18 protein-coding genes are annotated in these 16,785 nt (G+C 70.3%); 12 read left to right on the top strand and 6 right to left on the bottom strand.

The window, feature by feature from the left end; translation table 11 throughout:
• Positions 1-20 precede the first annotated feature (20 nt).
• Positions 21-317, bottom strand: a complete 297-nt coding sequence (locus ACZ6QQ_RS23015; RefSeq protein WP_465878916.1) for a ferredoxin — start codon at positions 315-317, stop codon at positions 21-23.
• A gap of 181 nt (positions 318-498) precedes the next feature.
• On the opposite strand from ACZ6QQ_RS23015, the gene arc reads away from it, so the two are divergent.
• Positions 499-2,280, top strand: a complete 1,782-nt coding sequence (gene arc, locus ACZ6QQ_RS23010) for a proteasome ATPase (protein WP_363602800.1) — start codon at positions 499-501, stop codon at positions 2,278-2,280.
• A 75-nt stretch (positions 2,281-2,355) separates the two neighbouring features.
• Here arc and ACZ6QQ_RS23005 read toward each other — a convergent pair whose 3' ends face one another.
• Positions 2,356-2,835, bottom strand: a complete 480-nt coding sequence (locus ACZ6QQ_RS23005) for a GtrA family protein (RefSeq protein ID WP_465878914.1) — start codon at positions 2,833-2,835, stop codon at positions 2,356-2,358.
• Positions 2,836-2,920: 85 nt separating this feature from the next.
• Between ACZ6QQ_RS23005 and ACZ6QQ_RS23000 the strand changes: the two genes are divergently transcribed.
• The 8 genes from ACZ6QQ_RS23000 to prcA all read left to right on the top strand — a co-directional run bounded on the left by ACZ6QQ_RS23000 (position 2,921) and on the right by prcA (position 9,875).
• Entirely contained in the window at positions 2,921-4,555 is a 1,635-nt protein-coding gene (locus tag ACZ6QQ_RS23000) for a DUF2142 domain-containing protein (protein WP_465878913.1), read from the top strand.
• Entirely contained in the window at positions 4,555-4,902 is a 348-nt protein-coding gene (locus ACZ6QQ_RS22995) for a DUF2304 family protein (RefSeq protein ID WP_465878911.1), read from the top strand. Before ACZ6QQ_RS23000 ends, ACZ6QQ_RS22995 begins: the two co-directional genes overlap by 1 nt.
• Positions 4,899-5,696: a glycosyltransferase family 2 protein gene (locus ACZ6QQ_RS22990; protein WP_465878909.1), complete on the top strand. Its 798-nt coding sequence runs from the start codon at positions 4,899-4,901 to the stop codon at positions 5,694-5,696. Before ACZ6QQ_RS22995 ends, ACZ6QQ_RS22990 begins: the two co-directional genes overlap by 4 nt.
• Positions 5,697-5,860: 164 nt before the next feature.
• The gene (gene dop, locus ACZ6QQ_RS22985) at positions 5,861-7,378 is read left to right on the top strand and encodes a depupylase/deamidase Dop (RefSeq protein ID WP_465878906.1); all 1,518 of its coding nucleotides are present in this window, start codon (positions 5,861-5,863) and stop codon (positions 7,376-7,378) included.
• A 33-nt stretch (positions 7,379-7,411) separates the two neighbouring features.
• Positions 7,412-7,597 carry a hypothetical protein gene (locus ACZ6QQ_RS22980; RefSeq protein WP_465878904.1) on the top strand — a complete coding sequence of 62 codons (186 nt, stop codon included), beginning with the start codon at positions 7,412-7,414 and terminating at the stop codon, positions 7,595-7,597.
• 143 nt (positions 7,598-7,740) lie between these two features.
• The gene (locus ACZ6QQ_RS22975) at positions 7,741-7,956 is read left to right on the top strand and encodes a ubiquitin-like protein Pup (protein ID WP_329110119.1); all 216 of its coding nucleotides are present in this window, start codon (positions 7,741-7,743) and stop codon (positions 7,954-7,956) included.
• Positions 7,957-8,130: 174 nt separating this feature from the next.
• Complete coding sequence (prcB, locus tag ACZ6QQ_RS22970) at positions 8,131-8,970, top strand: proteasome subunit beta (RefSeq protein WP_363602788.1); 840 nt, start codon at positions 8,131-8,133, stop codon at positions 8,968-8,970.
• A gap of 68 nt (positions 8,971-9,038) precedes the next feature.
• Complete coding sequence (gene prcA / locus ACZ6QQ_RS22965) at positions 9,039-9,875, top strand: proteasome subunit alpha (protein ID WP_465878897.1); 837 nt, start codon at positions 9,039-9,041, stop codon at positions 9,873-9,875.
• A gap of 26 nt (positions 9,876-9,901) precedes the next feature.
• On the opposite strand, the gene ACZ6QQ_RS22960 is transcribed toward prcA, so the two are convergent.
• Both ACZ6QQ_RS22960 and rfbD read right to left on the bottom strand, forming a co-directional pair.
• The gene (locus ACZ6QQ_RS22960; RefSeq protein WP_465878894.1) at positions 9,902-10,948 is read right to left on the bottom strand and encodes a glycosyltransferase family 2 protein; all 1,047 of its coding nucleotides are present in this window, start codon (positions 10,946-10,948) and stop codon (positions 9,902-9,904) included.
• 67 nt (positions 10,949-11,015) lie between these two features.
• Complete coding sequence (rfbD, locus tag ACZ6QQ_RS22955; protein ID WP_465878892.1) at positions 11,016-11,906, bottom strand: dTDP-4-dehydrorhamnose reductase; 891 nt, start codon at positions 11,904-11,906, stop codon at positions 11,016-11,018.
• A 145-nt stretch (positions 11,907-12,051) separates the two neighbouring features.
• Here rfbD and rfbA point away from each other — a divergent pair, with 145 nt between their 5' ends.
• From rfbA to ACZ6QQ_RS22940, 3 genes are all read left to right on the top strand, one after another.
• Entirely contained in the window at positions 12,052-12,912 is an 861-nt protein-coding gene (gene rfbA, locus ACZ6QQ_RS22950) for a glucose-1-phosphate thymidylyltransferase RfbA (protein ID WP_465878889.1), read from the top strand.
• Positions 12,913-13,035: 123 nt separating this feature from the next.
• A complete protein-coding gene (pafA, locus tag ACZ6QQ_RS22945; RefSeq protein WP_465878887.1) occupies positions 13,036-14,394 on the top strand; it encodes a Pup--protein ligase in 1,359 nt (452 codons plus the stop codon).
• Between the two features lie 55 nt (positions 14,395-14,449).
• Positions 14,450-14,656, top strand: coding sequence for a hypothetical protein (locus ACZ6QQ_RS22940; RefSeq protein WP_465878886.1), 207 nt, complete (start codon positions 14,450-14,452; stop codon positions 14,654-14,656).
• Positions 14,657-14,671: 15 nt separating this feature from the next.
• On the opposite strand, the gene ACZ6QQ_RS22935 is transcribed toward ACZ6QQ_RS22940, so the two are convergent.
• Complete coding sequence (locus tag ACZ6QQ_RS22935) at positions 14,672-15,757, bottom strand: DUF3866 family protein (RefSeq protein ID WP_465878885.1); 1,086 nt, start codon at positions 15,755-15,757, stop codon at positions 14,672-14,674.
• Positions 15,758-15,807: 50 nt separating this feature from the next.
• Complete coding sequence (locus ACZ6QQ_RS22930) at positions 15,808-16,764, bottom strand: cation diffusion facilitator family transporter (protein ID WP_465878883.1); 957 nt, start codon at positions 16,762-16,764, stop codon at positions 15,808-15,810.
• Positions 16,765-16,785 lie beyond the last annotated feature (21 nt).

The following is a 16,785-nucleotide window of genomic DNA, read 5'->3' as shown; positions in this document are numbered from 1 at the left end:
GGTGGTCGTCGGTGTCCGGATCAGTCCTCGGCGTCCGGACCGGCGATCTCGACGTCGTCCCGGCTGCGCAGCACGTGGATGCAGTCGCCCGGGCACTCCTTGGCCGCGTCGATCACGTCGAGCCGCAGGTGGGCGGGGACGTCGACCCGGCTGCCCGGGGCGAGCAGCATCTCGCCCGAGCCGTCCTTGACGTACGCCAGGCCGTCGATGTCGAACTCGAAGACCTCCGGGGCGTACTGGACGCAGAGCCCGTCACCGGTGCAGAGGTCCTGGTCCACCCAGACTCGCAGCTCATCGGTCTCGGTCTGGGTTACCACGATGACCCCTCCATCCGTTCGTCCGGCACGTACCCGACGGTACCCGAACGCCCCCGTACGACCCCAGCGGCGTCCCTGGTGACGATCAAGGTTCGGTGACGAGGGTGTTGCATGGGACCGAATCGGCGTCATAGCGGCTAGTGTTAGGGCAGAACGTTCAAGCCCCCCGGGGAGGTGGGACGTGGCACGCAGCGACGACGCGGACTCGCGCGCCGCACGGTGGGAGAAGGAGGCCCACGATCTCTCCACCCAGGTCGCGTTCCTTCAGGAGGAACTGGCCTTGGTACGGCGCAAGCTGACCGAAAGCCCCCGACACGTCCGGCAGCTCGAGGAACGACTGGCGGCCACTCAGGCGCAGCTGGCTCGACTGACCGAGAACAACGACCGGCTCGTGAGCACTCTCAAAGAGGCACGAGCCCAGATCGTCACGCTCAAGGAAGAGATCGACCGGCTGGCGCAACCGCCCAGCGGGTACGGCGTCTTCCTCGCGCGGCACGATGACGGCACGGTGGATGTCTTCACCGGCGGTCGGAAGCTGCGCGTGGCGGTATCTCCGTCATTGGAGGTCGACGAACTACGACGTGGTCAGGAGGTCCTGCTCAACGACGCGCTCAACATCGTGGACGCGTTCGGGTTCGAGCGGGTCGGAGAGGTCGTGATGCTCAAGGAGGTGTTGGAGAGTCCCACCGGTGGGCCGGGTGACCGGGCCCTGGTGATCTCCCACGCCGACGAGGAGCGGATCGTGCACCTCGCCGAGACCCTGATCGGCTCGTCGATCAGAGCCGGCGACTCGCTCATGATCGAGCCGCGCTCGGCGTACGCGTACGAGCGCATTCCAAAGAGCGAGGTGGAGGAACTCGTCCTCGAGGAGGTGCCCGACGTCGACTACAGCGACATCGGTGGCCTCCAGTCCCAGATCGAGCAGATCCGGGACGCGGTCGAGTTGCCCTTCCTGCACGCCGAGCTCTTCCGGGAGCACCAGTTGCGCCCGCCGAAGGGCATCCTGCTCTACGGTCCACCCGGTTGCGGGAAGACCCTGATCGCCAAGGCGGTGGCGAACTCGCTGGCGAAGAAGATCGCCGAGCGGCGTGGTGAGCAGAAGCACACCAGCTACTTCCTGAACATCAAGGGTCCGGAGCTGCTCAACAAGTATGTCGGCGAGACCGAGCGGCACATCCGGTTGATCTTCCAGCGGGCTCGGGAGAAGGCCGGCGAGGGCACTCCGGTCATCGTGTTCTTCGACGAGATGGACTCGGTGTTCCGTACCCGTGGTTCGGGTGTCTCCTCGGATGTGGAGAACACGATCGTTCCTCAGCTGCTCAGCGAGATCGACGGCGTGGAGGGGCTGGAGAACGTCATCGTGATCGGCGCCTCCAACCGGGAGGACATGATCGACCCGGCCATCCTGCGTCCGGGCCGACTCGATGTGAAGATCAAGATCGAGCGGCCCGACGCCGAAGCGGCCCGGGACATCTTCTCGAAGTACATCCTCACCGGGCTGCCACTGCACTCGGACGACCTCACCGAGCACGGGCAGGATGCCCAGGCCACGGTGGCGGCCATGATCGAGGCCGTGGTGCTGCGGATGTACTCGGAGACCGAGGAGAACAGGTTCCTTGAGGTCACCTACGCCAACGGTGACAAAGAGGTGCTCTACTTCAAGGACTTCAACTCGGGCGCGATGATCCAGAACATCGTCGACCGGGGCAAGAAGATGGCGATCAAGGAGTTCCTCTCCTCCGGGCGCAAGGGGCTGCGACTGCAGCACCTGCTCGACGCCTGCGTCGACGAGTTCCGGGAGAACGAGGACCTGCCGAACACCACCAACCCGGACGACTGGGCCCGGATCTCCGGCAAGAAGGGCGAACGGATCGTCTACATCCGTACGCTCGTCTCCGGTGGCAAGGGCGCCGAGGCCGGCCGTTCCATCGAAACCGCCAGCAACACCGGTCAGTACCTCTGACCTGTCAGCGATGAACGGGGGGCGACGCGTGACGCGTCGCCCCCCGTTTCCGACCGTGCCGCTACCGCCCCGGACTCACTCCGGGGCGGGTGCCGGCCGCGGGTCGCGGAAGACCCAGGCCCGGTAGAGCACGAAGTTGAGCGTCGTCAGCACCGCCAGTGCCAGGCACTTCGCCACCAGGTAGTTCAGACCCAGCCCGGCGAGGGCGGCCACCATCAGCACGGTGAGCACCCAGTTGACGCCGACCAGGATGAGGTAACGGACGAGCTGCCCGCCGGCCTCGCCGGTGGTGGAGAAGACCCAGCTCCGGTTGAGCAGGAAGTTCAGCGCGGTGGAGGTCACCACCCCGACGAAGGTCGCCAACGGCAGCCACACGTGGAACGCCCCGTGCAGGAGCCAGAGCAGGCCGGTGTCGAGCGCCGCGCTGCCACCGCCCACGACCAGGTACCGGACAAAACCGCTGTTGAGGAGCTGGCGCAGCAGCCCGGTCGGCGGGGCGGTCGCGGACGCGGGGTCCCGGGTGTCGGGAGCGCTCTGGTCGGCAGTCGTCGTCACGACCGGTGAGCATAGCGACGTACGCACCGGAACGCGCTCAGGCCCGAACCCGTCCGGGGGCCGACATCGAGTACCCTCGGCACCCGTGACCACCCCCATGGCCGCACCAGCACGGCCACCATCGTCGGCCCGGCACCCCACCAGCCTGCTACTCCGGGTGATGTTGCCGTTCGCCGGCTACTTCCTGCTGTTCGCGGCTTGGGCCATCGCCACACCGTACGACGGCACGCCGGACGAGATGCGACACATCCAGCACGCGTACGGAGTGGCCTCCGGCGATATCGCCCCCGCCCCCGCGAAAGAGGGCAAGTTTCCCGGCGCGTACCACGAGGTGCCGAAGAGCCTGATCCGCACCAACTGCTTCGCCCACCACGCGGACCAGCCGGCGAGCTGTGCCCGCCCGCCGGGCGGTGACGACACCCTGGTCAAGGTGCTCACCCCGGCCGGCCGCTACAACCCCGCCTACTACCTCACCGTCGGCTGGCCGCTGGTGCTCTCCCCGAACATGGCCGGCGTCCTGCTTGCCCGGCTGGTGAGTGCCGCCCTGGTCGCGGCGCTGTTCGCGTGGGCGACGTCGGTGGCCCTGTCGCTGCGGCACCGGCTGGCGTTCGGCGCCATCCTGGTCGCGGTCACCCCCATCACCGCCCACCTCGCCGGGGCGATCAACCCGAACGCGGTCGAGATCGCCGCCGGTGCCGCCCTGGTCGTCGCGCTCATCGCCATCCTGCTGGAACCCGACGGCGCCGGCCGGCGGCGGTCCGCCTGGTGGCTCGCCGGGGTCGGCGGGGCGGTGCTGCTCACCGTACGGTCGGGTGGCCCGGCCTGGTTCGCGGTCATCGCCGCGGTCATGCTGATCGGGCTGACCCTGCCGGCGTACCGCGCCCTGCTGCGGTCCCGGCGGTTCTGGATCCTGGCCGGGGCGCTCGCGCTGACCGGGATCGCCTCGGTCGGCTGGACGCTCTGGAAGAAGGCCGCCGAGATCACCCCGAACGGGGTGGGCAGCCGGCACCTGAGCCTGGTCGACGCGATGAAGATCGAGGTCTTCGACCGGTGGCGGAGCTACGTCCAGGAACTCGTCGGCGTCCTCGGCTGGCTCGACACCCCGCTGCCGATCCTGCTCAACCTCGCCTGGTATTTCTCGGTCGGCACGCTGGTCCTGCTGGCGCTCGCCCTGGGCGGGAACGCCGCCCGGTGGCGGGTCGCCGGACTCGGCGTGCTCGGCATGCTGGTCCCCAGCGTCATCGAGGCGATCAACGTCAACGAGTACGCGTTCATCGGTCAGGGGCGGTACTTCCTGCCGCTGCTGGTCGGGGTGCCGATCCTGGCGGCGTACACGGTGGCCGAGAGTGGCCTGGTCGATCCGCTGCGCAAGCTGATCCGGCTGTTCGTGATCCTGCTGGTCCCCGCCCACCTGGCCGCGCTGGCCTACCTGATGGTGCGGTACCAGTCCGGGCTGCCGGGCCGGCCCGGGGTGATCTCGTTCAACGTGCTCGGCGGCGCCTGGCACCCGGCGCTCGGCTCGGCCACCCCGATCCTGCTCGCCGCCGTGGCCGGCGCGATCCTGGTCGCCTACCACTGGCGGCTCACCGTGCCCGACCGGGTGCTGCCCGCCGGGCCCGTCCCCGTCCCCGACGGCCTGGCCCCGGAACCGCCGCCCGGCGAGCGGGAGCTGATCGACGTCGCCGCCGGCCCGCGTACGCGAGAGGAACGGACCTCCTGATGCGACTCACTCTCCTGACCGGAATCACCGGCCTGGTCCTGCTGGTGGTCGTGGTCGAGCTGATGCGCCGCCGCCAACTGCGGGAGAAGTACGCGGCGCTCTGGATCGCCGTCGCGCTGGTGGCGTTGCCGCTCGCCTTCTTCCCCCGGCTGCCGGACGAGATCGCCGGTGCGCTCGGCGTGGTCAGCGGCGTGAGCCTGGTGCTGTTCGGCGGGGTGGTCTTCCTGCTGCTGATCAGCATCCACCTCAGCTGGGAACTCAGCCGGCTGGAGGAGGAGACGCGGGTGCTCGCCGAGGACGTGGCGCTGCTGCGGGCCGAGGTCCGCGGGGCAGAGGTGGAACGGTGATCGGTGACCAGCGGATCCTGATCGTCATCCCGGCCTGGAACGAGGCCGGCTCCATCGCCGACGTGGTACGCGAGGTCGGCACCGCCCTGCCCACCGTCGACGTGCTCGTCGTCGACGACGGCTCCCGCGACCGGACCTCGGCGCAGGCCCGGTCGGCCGGCGCGGCGGTGCTGCAACTGCCGTTCAACCTCGGCGTCGGCGGGGCGATGCGGCTCGGCTACCGGTACGCCCGCGACCACGACTACGACGTGGCGATCCAGGTCGACGCGGACGGCCAGCACGACCCGCTGTTCGTACCCGAGCTGGTGGCCGCCCTGGATCACGCCGACCTGGTGATCGGTGCCCGGTTCGCGGGTGTCGGCGACTACGCCGTACGGGGTCCGCGTCGGTACGCGATGTCGTTGCTGGCGGCCGTACTCAGCCGGATCACCGGTTCGCGGCTGACCGACACCACCTCGGGGTTCCGGGCGGCGAACCGGCGGGTGATCGAGTTGTTCGCCCGCGCCTATCCGGTGGAGTACCTCGGCGACACGGTCGAGACCGTGGTGCACGTGGCCCGGGTCGGCCTGCGGGTGGTGCAGGTCCCGGTCGCCATGCGGGCCCGGATGGCCGGTACGCCGAGCCAGTCCGTCGCCAAGGCCTCGTTCTACCTGGGACGGGCGATGGTGGTGCTGGGCCTGGCGCTGGTCCGCCGCTACGAGCCGGTGCCCCCGCCGACGGCCCGACCGGCGGTGCCGAGGCAACGGCAACCGGTCGACGTGGACCCGTACCCGTTGCCCGTCCAGCGCGACTAGCGCCCGCCGGCCGCCGTCGCTGCTCCGCCACGGCGCGCAACCGCGCCAACGGGGTGACACCGGCCAATAGGTGCATTCCGCGGCCGTGTCGTCACATCGGGCGAACGGATGAGCCTGAAAGCGGACTACGCTCGCCTCATGGAAGAGGAAAGTGGGGCAGCGGCATGAGCGTGCGGCGGATCATGGGCGCCGAGGTCGAATACGGAATCTCGGTTCCCGGGCAGGCCGGGGCCAATCCGATGGTCACCTCGTCACAGGTGGTCAACGCCTACGGCGCACGTCCCGAGCTGACCCGTGGCGGTCGTGCTCGGTGGGACTACGAGGAGGAGTCACCGCTGCGCGACGCGCGCGGGTTCACCTACTCCGGTGCGGCCTACGATCCGGCCGAGGCACTCGCCGACGAGGATCTGGGCCTGGCCAACGTGATACTGACCAACGGTGCCCGGCTCTACGTCGACCACGCCCACCCGGAGTACTCGACTCCCGAGGTGACCAACCCGATGGACCTGGTCCGCTGGGACAAGGCGGGGGAGCGGGTGATGGCCGAGGCGGCCCGCCGGGCCGAGACGATTCCCGGTACCCACCCGATCCATCTCTACAAGAACAACACCGACAACAAGGGCGCCAGCTACGGCGCGCACGAGAACTACCTGATGCGCCGGCAGACCCCGTTCGCCGACATCGTCACGTACCTCACCCCGTTCTTCGTGACCCGGCAGATCTTCTGCGGGGCCGGTCGGGTCGGCATCGGCCAGGACGGTTCGCAGCCGGGTTTCCAGATCTCCCAACGTGCGGACTTCTTCGAGGTCGAGGTCGGCCTGGAGACCACCCTGAAGCGGCCGATCATCAACACCCGCGACGAGCCGCACTCGGACGCCGACAAGTACCGCCGGCTGCACGTGATCATCGGCGACGCGAACCTCTCCGAGATCTCCACCTACCTCAAGGTCGGCACCACCGCCCTGGTCCTGACGATGATCGAGGAGAAGGCGCTCAGCCCCGACCTCGGCATCGCCGACCCGGTGGCGGACCTGCGCGCGGTCAGCCACGACCCGTCGCTGTCACACCTGCTGCGGCTGCGCGACGGCCGCCGGCTCACCGCCCTCGACCTGCAGTGGGCGTACTACGAGCGGGCCCGCGCGTTCGTCGAGGACCGGTACGGCGACGACGCCGACGAGCAGACCCTGGACGTGCTCGAACGCTGGGAGGGCGTACTGGACCGGCTCGGCCGCGACCCGATGCTCTGCGCCGGTGAGCTGGACTGGGTGGCCAAGCTCCGGCTGCTGGAGGGCTACCGGGAGCGGGAGAAGCTCGGCTGGGCGTCGCACAAGCTGCAACTGGTCGATCTCCAGTACTCCGACGTACGGCCGGAGAAGGGTCTCTACCACCGCCTGGTCGCCCGTGGTTCGATGGCCACCCTGCTGCCCGACGAGCAGACCCGGCTCGCGATGGTCGAGCCGCCCGAGGACACCCGCGCCTACTTCCGAGGTCGCTGCCTCGCCCAGTACGCCTCCGAGGTGGTCGCGGCCAGTTGGGACTCGGTCATCTTCGACGTCGGCCGGGAGTCGCTGGTCCGGGTGCCGATGATGGAGCCCGAGCGGGGCACCCGCAAGCACGTCGGCGCGCTGTTCGACCGCTGCCCGAGCGCCAAGGACCTGTTGGAGACGATCACCGGCAACTGAGGCGGGGGAGCCGCCGCGCTCTTCTGGAACCTGGTGGAGAAGCAGGCGCTCCGGCTCAAGGACTGGCCGCCCCGCCTGCGGCGCCGGGGCGGCACGCCCGGTGCTCCCGGCGGCGGTGCTCCGGCGGACCCGGTGCCCGTACCCTCCGGCGGCCCGACCGACCGCACCGACGCCTCGGACCGGAGTCGGCCACCGGCCGCGCTGCCCGCCGCCGGGTAGAACCCGGCCGTCCGGTGGCCCGTCCGGTGCCCTGGGGACGGGCCACGAATCGGGCAGGCGAGCGGTAAAGGTCGCGGGCGCCGCCCCGTTCTGTCGCTCTTCCGAGGTAAGTTTCTTCCAAGCGATCGTGGAGGAGGCACCAGATGGCTACCCGTGACACCGGCGGTCAGTCCCAGTCCGGCAAGGGACGCCGCGACGAAGAGGTCGAGGACGTCACCACCGAGGCGAATCCCGAGGTCGCGGAGCGGCACGCCGAGATCACCGAGGACGTCGACGACCTGCTCGACGAGATCGACTCCGTCCTGGAGGAGAACGCGGAAGAGTTCGTCCGGGGCTATGTCCAAAAGGGTGGCCAGTAGCCTCCGATCGGGCTCCCGGCAAGCCGTCCGCGTCCGTCGCACCACGCCGGTACCGCGATCATCGCGTCGGCCTGAAGCAGACGGTAGTCTGCTTCAACCGTAACGGTGGTCGTGGCCGGTTCGGCGACGGCGCAGGGCGTTCGGCATTGGCGATCACGTACTGAGAGGAACCACGTGGCAGCGGGTTTTGATCCATCCGGGCGGCTACCAGATGTGTTCACCAACGCGGGGACGTCCTCCTTCACACAGTTCCTGAGCAAGGTCGCGCCTGAGCTGCTGCCCGGTCGACGGCCGCTGCCGCCGGGGCTGGCGGCCGACATCGCACCGCACGCGACCACCATCGTGGCCATCACCAGCGCCACCGGCGTGGTGATGGCCGGTGACCGCCGGGCCACCATGGGCAACATGATCTCCAGCCGGGACATCCAGAAGGTCCACCCGGCGGACCGGCACTCCCTGGTCGGTATCGCCGGCACCGCCGGCATCGGCATCGAGATGATGCGACTGTTCCAGGTCGAGCTTGAGCACTACGAGAAGATCGAGGGTGCGGTCCTCTCCCTCGACGGCAAGGCCAACCGGCTCGCCTCGATGATCCGCGGCAACCTCGGCGCGGCCATGCAGGGGCTGGCCGTGATCCCGCTCTTCGCCGGCTTCGACCTCGCCGTCGCCGACCCGGCCAAGGCCGGCCGGATCTTCAGCTTCGACGTCGCGGGCGGCCCCTACGAGGAGACCGGCTACGACGCCATCGGCTCCGGCTCGCTGTTCGCCCGCTCGGCGCTGAAGAAGCGCTACCGGCCCGGCCTGAGCACCGACGAGGTGGTCCGGCTCGCCGTCGAGGCGCTCTACGACGCGGCCGACGACGACACCGCCACCGGTGGCCCCGACCTGACCCGCCGGATCTACCCGGTGGTGATGACAGCCACGGCGGAGGGGACCAACCGGCTCACCGAGGCCGAGACCGCTGCGGTCGCCGAAGCCGTCGTCGCCGCCCGGATGGAGAACCCGGGCGGCTGAGGCCGACCAATGCCGTACGCCGTCAGCTCGTTACCTCGCCAGACCAGCTTGTAAGGAGAACCGCCGCCGTGGCCATGCAGTTCTACGCCTCGCCAGAGCAGATCATGCGCGATCGCTCCGAGTTGGCCCGCAAGGGCATCGCCCGGGGCCGTAGCGCGGTGGTACTCAGCTACGAGGGCGGGATCCTCTTCGTCGCGGAGAACCTGTCCAGCGCCCTGCACAAGGTCAGTGAGATCTACGACCGGATCGGCTTCGCCGCGGTCGGCCGCTACAACGAGTTCGAGAACCTCCGTCGCGCGGGCGTACGGATGGCCGACCTGAACGGGCTCAGCTACGACCGCCGGGACGTGACCGGCCGGGCCCTGGCCAACGCGTACGCGCAGACCCTGGGTGCGATCTTCACCGAGCAGTCGAAGCCGTTCGAGGTGGAGATCTGCGTCGCCGAGGTCGGTGTCGGTCCGGACGACGACGAGATCTACCGGCTCACCTACGACGGCTCGGTCAACGACGAGCCCGGTCGGATGGCGATGGGTGGGCAGAGCGAGGCGATCACCGGCGCGCTGCGCGACAACCACCGCAACGACATGTCGCTCAGCGAGGCCGTACGGCTCGCGGTCCAGTCCCTGGGCAGCGTCGGCGGCGAAGGTGGCGCGGCCAGGACGATCGCGGCCAACCAGCTTGAGGTCGCGGTGCTGGACCGGCGCCGAATCGGGCGTACCTTCCGGCGGATCACCGGTGCGGCCCTGACCGGCCTGCTCGACGGGGAGGCGGAGCCGAAGGGCGCCGAGCCCGACGCGCTCACCCCGGCCGGGCCGGCGACCCCGGCCACCGGCCCGGACAAGCCCGCCGTCTCGGCGGCCTCGGCCGACCTGGAAACGAAGGACACCGAGCAGCCCGAGGGCTGACCCGGTGTCCGGTGGGGCGGGTGGCGTCAGACCCAGCGACCGACCACCCGCCAGTACGCCGCCATCATCACGTTCAGCAGCCCCACTCCGGGCGGGCTGATCAGCGGGGTGTTGAACCGGTCGGTCAGCACCCGCATCCAGTCCCGGTCCGGCACGGTCCGCTCGGTCTGCAACTGCCGGCGGCGCTCGCCGAGGTGCTTGCGGTGCTGCCAGAGCCAGCCGTAGCCGCGCAGCTTGTCCCGCAGCCAGCCCTCCTTGACCGAGAGCAGCAGCATGACCAGTTCCAGGGCGAGCAGTGGCGGGGCGAGCAGCAGCAGCGAGCGGCGACCCCAGAGGGTGGCCACGAACATCAGCCGGTTCCGTTCCACCAGGTAGTACTTGAAGCTGTTGCGGCTGAACTCGTACCGGTGCAGGGCGACCGCGTCCGGAACGTTGAGCACCCGCAGACCGACCCGCCAGGTACGGATGGAGAGGTCGGCGTCCTCGTGGTAGGCGAAGTAGTGCGGGTCGAAGCCACCCAGCCGGTCCCAGTGGCTGCGGGAGGTCACCAGGCAGGCGCCCATCGCCCCGGCGGTCTCGGTCGGCTCGGACCGGGTCTCCCGTTCCCGGAAGCCGCCGATCCAGCTCACTCCCAGCACGTGCACCTCGTTGCCCGAGGAGTTGAGCAGTTCGGGCTCGTCGGCCAGCCGGACCGCGCCGGCGGCGATGCCCACGTCCGACTGGTCCACCACCTCGACCAGCCGGGCCAGGGTGTTCGGTTCGACGATCGCGTCGCCGTTGACCAGCGCCACGTAGTCGCCGCTGGAGGCCGCGACGCCCAGGTTGCAGCCGGCGGAGAAGCCGACGTTCTCGCCCTTCCCGGCCACCACCACACCGGGCAGCTTCGCCAGCACCTCGACGTCGTCGGTGGTGCAGCCGTTGTCGACGAGCACCACCTCGACCTCCACCTTCGCCGAGGCGAGCAGCGACTCCACGGAACGGCGTAGCAGCGGCTCGGCTTTCCACGCGAGCACGATCGCGCTGACCCGGGGTAGGCGGGTGTGGTCGAGGGAACCGGTGTTCGGGTCGGGCATGTCGGCGTTCTCTCCCGGGGGTCGGATGGTCGCCCGGCTACGCGGGGGGCGCAGCCCGGCGGGTGGGTCAGGTGGCGGCGACGAGGCCCCGGCTGGCCAGCGCGCGGCCGAGCATCTCGTGCCAGTCTGGCATGGGTGTCAGGCCCGCCGACCGCCAGCGATCGTGGGCCAGCACGCTGTAGGCCGGGCGTCGGGCCGGCCGGACGTAGCTCTCACTCGTGGTGGGGCGGACCCGTTCCGGATCGAGGCCGGTGAGCGCGAACACCGCGCGGGCCAGGCCGAACCAGGTGGTCTGCCCGGACGCGGTGCCGTGGTAGACGCCGGCCGGCGCCCGTCCGGACCGGGCGGCGGTACCGAGGTCGACCAGCTGGGACGCCAGCGCGTGGGACCAGGTGGGCTGGCCGAGTTGGTCGTCGACCACGGCGAGCTGGTCACGCTCGGTGGCGAGCCGCAGCATGGTGTTGACGAAGTTCTGGCCGTGGGTGCCGTAGAGCCAGGCGGTACGGACCACGTAACCGGTCTCCGGCAGCAGCCGGGTCACGGCCTGTTCGCCGACGAGCTTGCTGCGCCCGTACGCGTTGATCGGGTCGGTCGGGGCGTCCTCGGGGTAGGGGCGGTCGGCGTCGCCGGGGAAGACGTAGTCGGTCGAGACGTGCAGCAGTCGTGCCCCGGTGAGGGCGCAGGCGCGGGCGAGGTTCTCGACGCCGAGTCCGTTGACGGCGGTGGCCTCGTCCTCGCTGGTCTCGGCCGCGTCGACGTTGGTCCAGGCGGCAGCGTTGATCACGACATCGTGTCCGCTCACCGCGGCGCGTACCGCGTCGGCGTCGGTCAGGTCCAGTTCCGCCCTGGTGGCGGCGGTGATCCGGCGGGCGTGGTCGGCCCCGAGGACCGTCACCAGGTCCCGGCCGAGCATGCCGCCGGCACCGGTGACCAGCCAGTTGCCGTTCCGTTCGGTCATTCCCCGCCTCGCTTCACCGGCCGAGCCCTGGGATCCGGCCCGTGGACGGGGGATCCGTACGGGTTGGTGAGTCTACGCGACGAGTAGGCGGAACCGGGCGGCACATGGGCGTGCCGACGTCACGCAGAGTCGGTACTCTCCCCGAGTGCGTGGAATCCTGCTCGCCGGTGGCACCGGCTCGCGGCTGTGGCCGTTGACCAAGGCGGTATCGAAGCAGCTGATGCCGGTCTTCGACAAGCCGATGATCTACTATCCCCTCTCCACACTGGTCATGTCCGGCATTCGGGAGATCCTGGTCATCACCACGCCCGACGACCAGGACCAGTTCCGTCGTCTGCTGGGTGACGGGAGCCAGTTCGGCCTGCGCCTGGAGTACCGCGCCCAGCCTCGTCCGGAGGGCATCGCGCAGGCGTTCGTCCTCGGTGCCGACTTCATCGGCGACGACTCGGTGGCGCTGGTCCTCGGCGACAACATCTTCCACGGCGTCGGCCTCGGTCGGCAGCTCGCCGGGCAGAACGACCTGGTCGGTGGGCGGGTCTTCGCCTACCAGGTGGCCAACCCGGAGGAGTACGGGGTGGTCGACTTCGACGAGCGCGGGCAGGTGCTCTCGATCGAGGAGAAGCCGGCGACGCCGAAGTCCCGTTACGCCGTACCCGGCCTCTACTTCTACGACAACCGGGTGGTCAAGATCGCCCGCGACCTGCGTCCGAGCGACCGGGGCGAGCTGGAGATCACCGCGGTCAACGAGGCGTACCGCGAGCTCGGCGAGCTGAGCGTGACGGTGCTGGACCGGGGGACCGCGTGGCTCGACACCGGCACCTTCACCTCGATGATGCAGGCGGCCGAGTTCGTCCGGGTGATCGAGGAGCGCCAGGGCATGAAGATCGGCTGTGTGGAGGAGGTCGCCTGGCGAGCCGGCCTGATCGACGACGATCAACTCCGCGCGCTCGCCCTCCCGTTGCTCAAGAGCGGATACGGCGAATACCTGCTCAACCTGCTGCGCTGAGGTCGCCGCCGGGCCCGCCGGCCCGGCCGCATCAACCGTTCCGCGGGGAGTTTCGGCGCCGACGCGCGGAATGCGCACCCCGAGGGCGACCATTCCGCGGCCTCGGGCGGCTAGTGTCTGTTCATGGAGCGGCGAATCTTCGGTCTTGAGACCGAGTACGGCGTCACCTGCACCTACCGCGGTCAGCGGCGACTCTCCCCGGACGAGGTCGCCCGCTACCTCTTCCGTCGGGTGGTGTCCTGGGGACGATCCAGCAATGTCTTCCTGCGCAACGGGGCCCGGCTCTATCTCGACGTCGGGTCCCATCCGGAGTACGCGACGCCGGAGTGCGACTCGGTCACCGACCTGGTCGCGCACGACCGGGCCGGTGAGCGGATCCTCGAGGGGTTGCTCGTCGACGCCGAGAAGAGGCTGCACGACGAGGGCATCGCCGGTGAGATCTACCTGTTCAAGAACAACACCGACTCGGCCGGCAACTCGTACGGCTGCCACGAGAACTATCTGGTCTCCCGGCACGGGGAGTTCGGCCGGCTGGCCGACGTCCTGATCCCGTTCCTGGTGACCCGGCAGTTGATCTGCGGGGCGGGCAAGGTGCTGCAGACTCCGCGCGGCGCGGTGTACTGCCTGTCCCAGCGGGCGGAGCACATCTGGGAGGGCGTGTCGTCGGCGACCACCCGGAGCCGGCCGATCATCAACACCCGGGACGAGCCGCACGCCGACGCCGAGCGCTACCGCCGGCTGCACGTGATCGTCGGCGACTCCAACATGAACGAGGTCACCACCCTGCTCAAGGTCGGCACCGCGGACATCGTGCTGCGGATGATCGAGGCGGGGGTGGTGATGCGGGACCTGTCGCTGGAGAACCCGATCCGGGCGATCCGGGAGGTGTCGCACGACATCACCGGCCGCCGCAAGGTCAGGCTGGCCTCGAACAAGGAGATCAGCGCGCTGGAGATCCAGCAGGAGTACCTGGCCAAGGCGACCGAGTTCGTCGAGCGCCGGGGTGGCGACCAGACCGCGAAGCGGGTGGTGGAGCTCTGGGGCCGGGTGCTCAACGCGGTGGAGAGCGGCGACCTCGAACCGGTCTCCCGAGAGATCGACTGGGTCAGCAAGCTGCGCCTGATCGAGCGCTACCAGGCCAAGCACGACCTGCCGCTGTCCCACCCCCGGGTGGCCCAGATGGACCTGGCCTACCACGACGTCCGCCGTGGGCGCGGTCTGTACGGCCTGCTGGAGCGGCGCGGTCAGGTGGACCGGATCGCCACCGACCCGGAGATCTTCGAGGCGAAGGAGACGCCACCGCAGACCACCCGGGCCCGGCTGCGCGGCGAGTTCATCCGGCACGCGCAGGAGAAGCGGCGGGACTTCACCGTGGACTGGGTGCACCTGAAGCTCAACGACCAGGCGCAGCGCACCGTGCTGTGCAAGGACCCGTTCCGGGCCTACGACGAGCGGGTGGAGCGGCTGATCGCGAGCATGTGAGCAGGGCAGGGTCGGCGTACGCGACGGCGACGGCGGCGGGTAGTCTCGGGGCGTTATGACGTCTCCTGACCCTTCCGCCGAGGATCCGCCCGAGCGCAGCTCCGAACAGGTGCGCCAGGGGTGGGTCAACCGGCGCCGCGAGAAGATCGTCGAAGAGATCGCGCGCAACCGGCGAGGCGAGTACACCGTACCGACCTGGGTGTTGGTGACGGCGTTGGTGCTGCTCGTCGCGGGTTGGATCGCGGTGGTGGTGTTCAGCTAGGCCGGCCGGCCCGGTTCATCCGGCAAGGGTCGCCGCGTGCCGGCCGGCTGCCGCCGCAGCGAGGAAGTAGGCGTGGTCGGCGTCCAGGCCCCGCCCCATCGTGGAGAGCGTGACCGGGGCCGCCCGCAGCGCGGCGTCCAGCCCGTGCGTGTCCACCCGGACCACCCGGTGCCGCCGGGCCAGCGGTGCCAGCGCCTGCTCCACCTCGGCGGCCAGCGCCGGCTCCAGGCCGTTCGGCAGCACCAGGTCCGCTCGGGTGAGCGCGACCCGGCCGTACGCGGTGACGCTGTGATGGGACAGACCACGGTGCCGGTCCCGGGCGTCGGCACCGGAGATGCGCAGCGAGCCGACCGGGCGACCGCCCAGCGTGGTCACCGCGTTGACGGCCTCACCGACCGCGACCCCGGAGAATCCCCAGCGGGTTCCGGTGCCGAGGTTGCCCGGACCCTGCGCCACGATCGCGATGTCCGCCCGCAGCACGTGCCGGGCGGCGAGCAGCCCGGCGTGCAGGTTGGTGGCCTCCAGGTCACCGCCGAAGGCCTGGCCGACGGTGACCGTGCCGACGAGTTCGTCGGCGAGGGCGGCCAGCGTACGGGAGAACCAGGCCGGCAGTGCCCCGCCGTCGGTCATCAGGTAGGCGATCGCGGCCCGTGGCGCGTCGGCCCGGATCCCGGCGACGATCGCCGGGAGCGCGGAGTGCAGGTCGGCGGTGACCACCGGCAGTCCGGCGAGGTCGTCGGCGTCGACCAGGGCGGCCCGGTGCGGTGACGCCTCCTCGTCCGCGCCGAGCAGGATCGGTTGCAGCGGGGTGTAGCGCGCCTTCACCAGGTGCCCGCCGTCGCGGGTGTCGACCGTCTCCGGCGGGTCGGCCGGTAGCCGGTCGGGGACCGCGACGACCAGGGCGTACCCGCCGGTGCCGAGCCCCATCAGCAGGGCGCCGACGTTGAGCAGGACCCGGTCGCCGGGTTCCGGGGTGCCGACCAGTGCGGGGTAGGCCAGCGCCCGGACGGTGGTGCCGTCGGGCAGCGTCGCCTCCAGTTCGACCGCGCCGCGCCACTGCCGCCGTACCGCCGTCACCGTCGCGGACCGCCATCGCACCATGTCCGGCACGGTAGCCGGGTGGGTGGGCGGCCGGGCGGCGGGGGCGCCGGTCAGTCCGGGCCGTCCTGCTCGATGTCCGGTGCCTTGGAACCGGTCGGGTCGAGGAAGACGAACCGTACGGCGGGGTTGCGGGCGATCAGTCGCCGCTCGGCCTCGTCCGCCGCGGCCTCGATGGCGGCACCGGTGGCGTCGTCCTCGAAATCGATCTTCGCGGCGACCAGGATCTCGTCCGGGCCCAGTTGCAGGGTCAGCAGGGTGTCGACCCGCGCCACCGTCGGTACGCCGACCAGTTCCCGGTAGATCTCGTCCCGGGTGACCGGCCCGGCGGACCGGCCGAGTAGCAGCGACAGGTTGCTCCTGGCCAGGGTCACGGCCACCACCAGCAGCAGCAGACCGATCATGATCGAGGCAAGCCCGTCCCAGAAGGTGTCGTCCGTCAGCTGGGAGATTCCCACCCCGGCGGCGGCCAGCACGAGCCCGATCAGGGCCGCGCTGTCCTCGAAGAAGACCGCCTTCACGGTGGTGTCCGGGGTACGTTGCACCACCCGCCACGGGCTGACCGAGAACCGCCGGGCACGACCCTTGATCTGCCGGCGTGCCCGGCGCCACGAGATTCCCTCGGCGACGGCCGAGATGGCCAGCACCACGTACGAGATGAGGTTGTCGTCCTGGCGCTGGTCGGTCTGGATGGCCTGGACGCCCTGGGTGATCGAGAAGACGCCGCCCCCGACGAAGGTGAAGCAGGCGGCCAGGAACGCCCAGGCGTAGCTCTCCCGTCCGTGTCCGAACGGCCGTTCCTCGTCGGCCGGTCGGTTACCCCGGCGCAGCGCGACGAAGAGCAGCACCTCGGTGGTGGTGTCGGCGAACGAGTGGGCGGCCTCCGACAGCACCGCCGCCGAGCCGCTGAGCAGGCCCGCGAGCGTCTTGGCCGCAGCGATCGTCAGGTTGGCCGCCCCGGCGATGATCACCGTGCCGACACTCTGCGCGCCCTCCGGCGATCTCGCCATGGCGCCAGCCTATGGGCCTGC

This window comes from Micromonospora sp. NPDC049529, assembly GCF_055586685.1.
Note: the sequence above shows the minus strand (reverse complement) of the source record. Positions and strands in the feature narration are given on the sequence as shown.

Bases quoted from the DNA above. Each gene is read 5' to 3' on its own strand.
- ACZ6QQ_RS22995 (WP_465878911.1), top strand. From the start codon at position 4,555: ATGCGACTCACTCTCCTGACCGGAATCACCGGCCTGGTCCTGCTGGTG.
- dop (WP_465878906.1), top strand. From the start codon at position 5,861: ATGAGCGTGCGGCGGATCATGGGCGCCGAGGTCGAATACGGAATCTCG.
- ACZ6QQ_RS22975 (WP_329110119.1), top strand. From the start codon at position 7,741: ATGGCTACCCGTGACACCGGCGGTCAGTCCCAGTCCGGCAAGGGACGC.
- ACZ6QQ_RS22960 (WP_465878894.1), bottom strand. From the start codon at position 10,948: ATGCCCGACCCGAACACCGGTTCCCTCGACCACACCCGCCTACCCCGG.
- rfbD (WP_465878892.1), bottom strand. From the start codon at position 11,906: ATGACCGAACGGAACGGCAACTGGCTGGTCACCGGTGCCGGCGGCATG.
- pafA (WP_465878887.1), top strand. From the start codon at position 13,036: ATGGAGCGGCGAATCTTCGGTCTTGAGACCGAGTACGGCGTCACCTGC.
- ACZ6QQ_RS22940 (WP_465878886.1), top strand. From the start codon at position 14,450: ATGACGTCTCCTGACCCTTCCGCCGAGGATCCGCCCGAGCGCAGCTCC.
- ACZ6QQ_RS22935 (WP_465878885.1), bottom strand. From the start codon at position 15,757: ATGGTGCGATGGCGGTCCGCGACGGTGACGGCGGTACGGCGGCAGTGG.
- ACZ6QQ_RS22930 (WP_465878883.1), bottom strand. From the start codon at position 16,764: ATGGCGAGATCGCCGGAGGGCGCGCAGAGTGTCGGCACGGTGATCATC.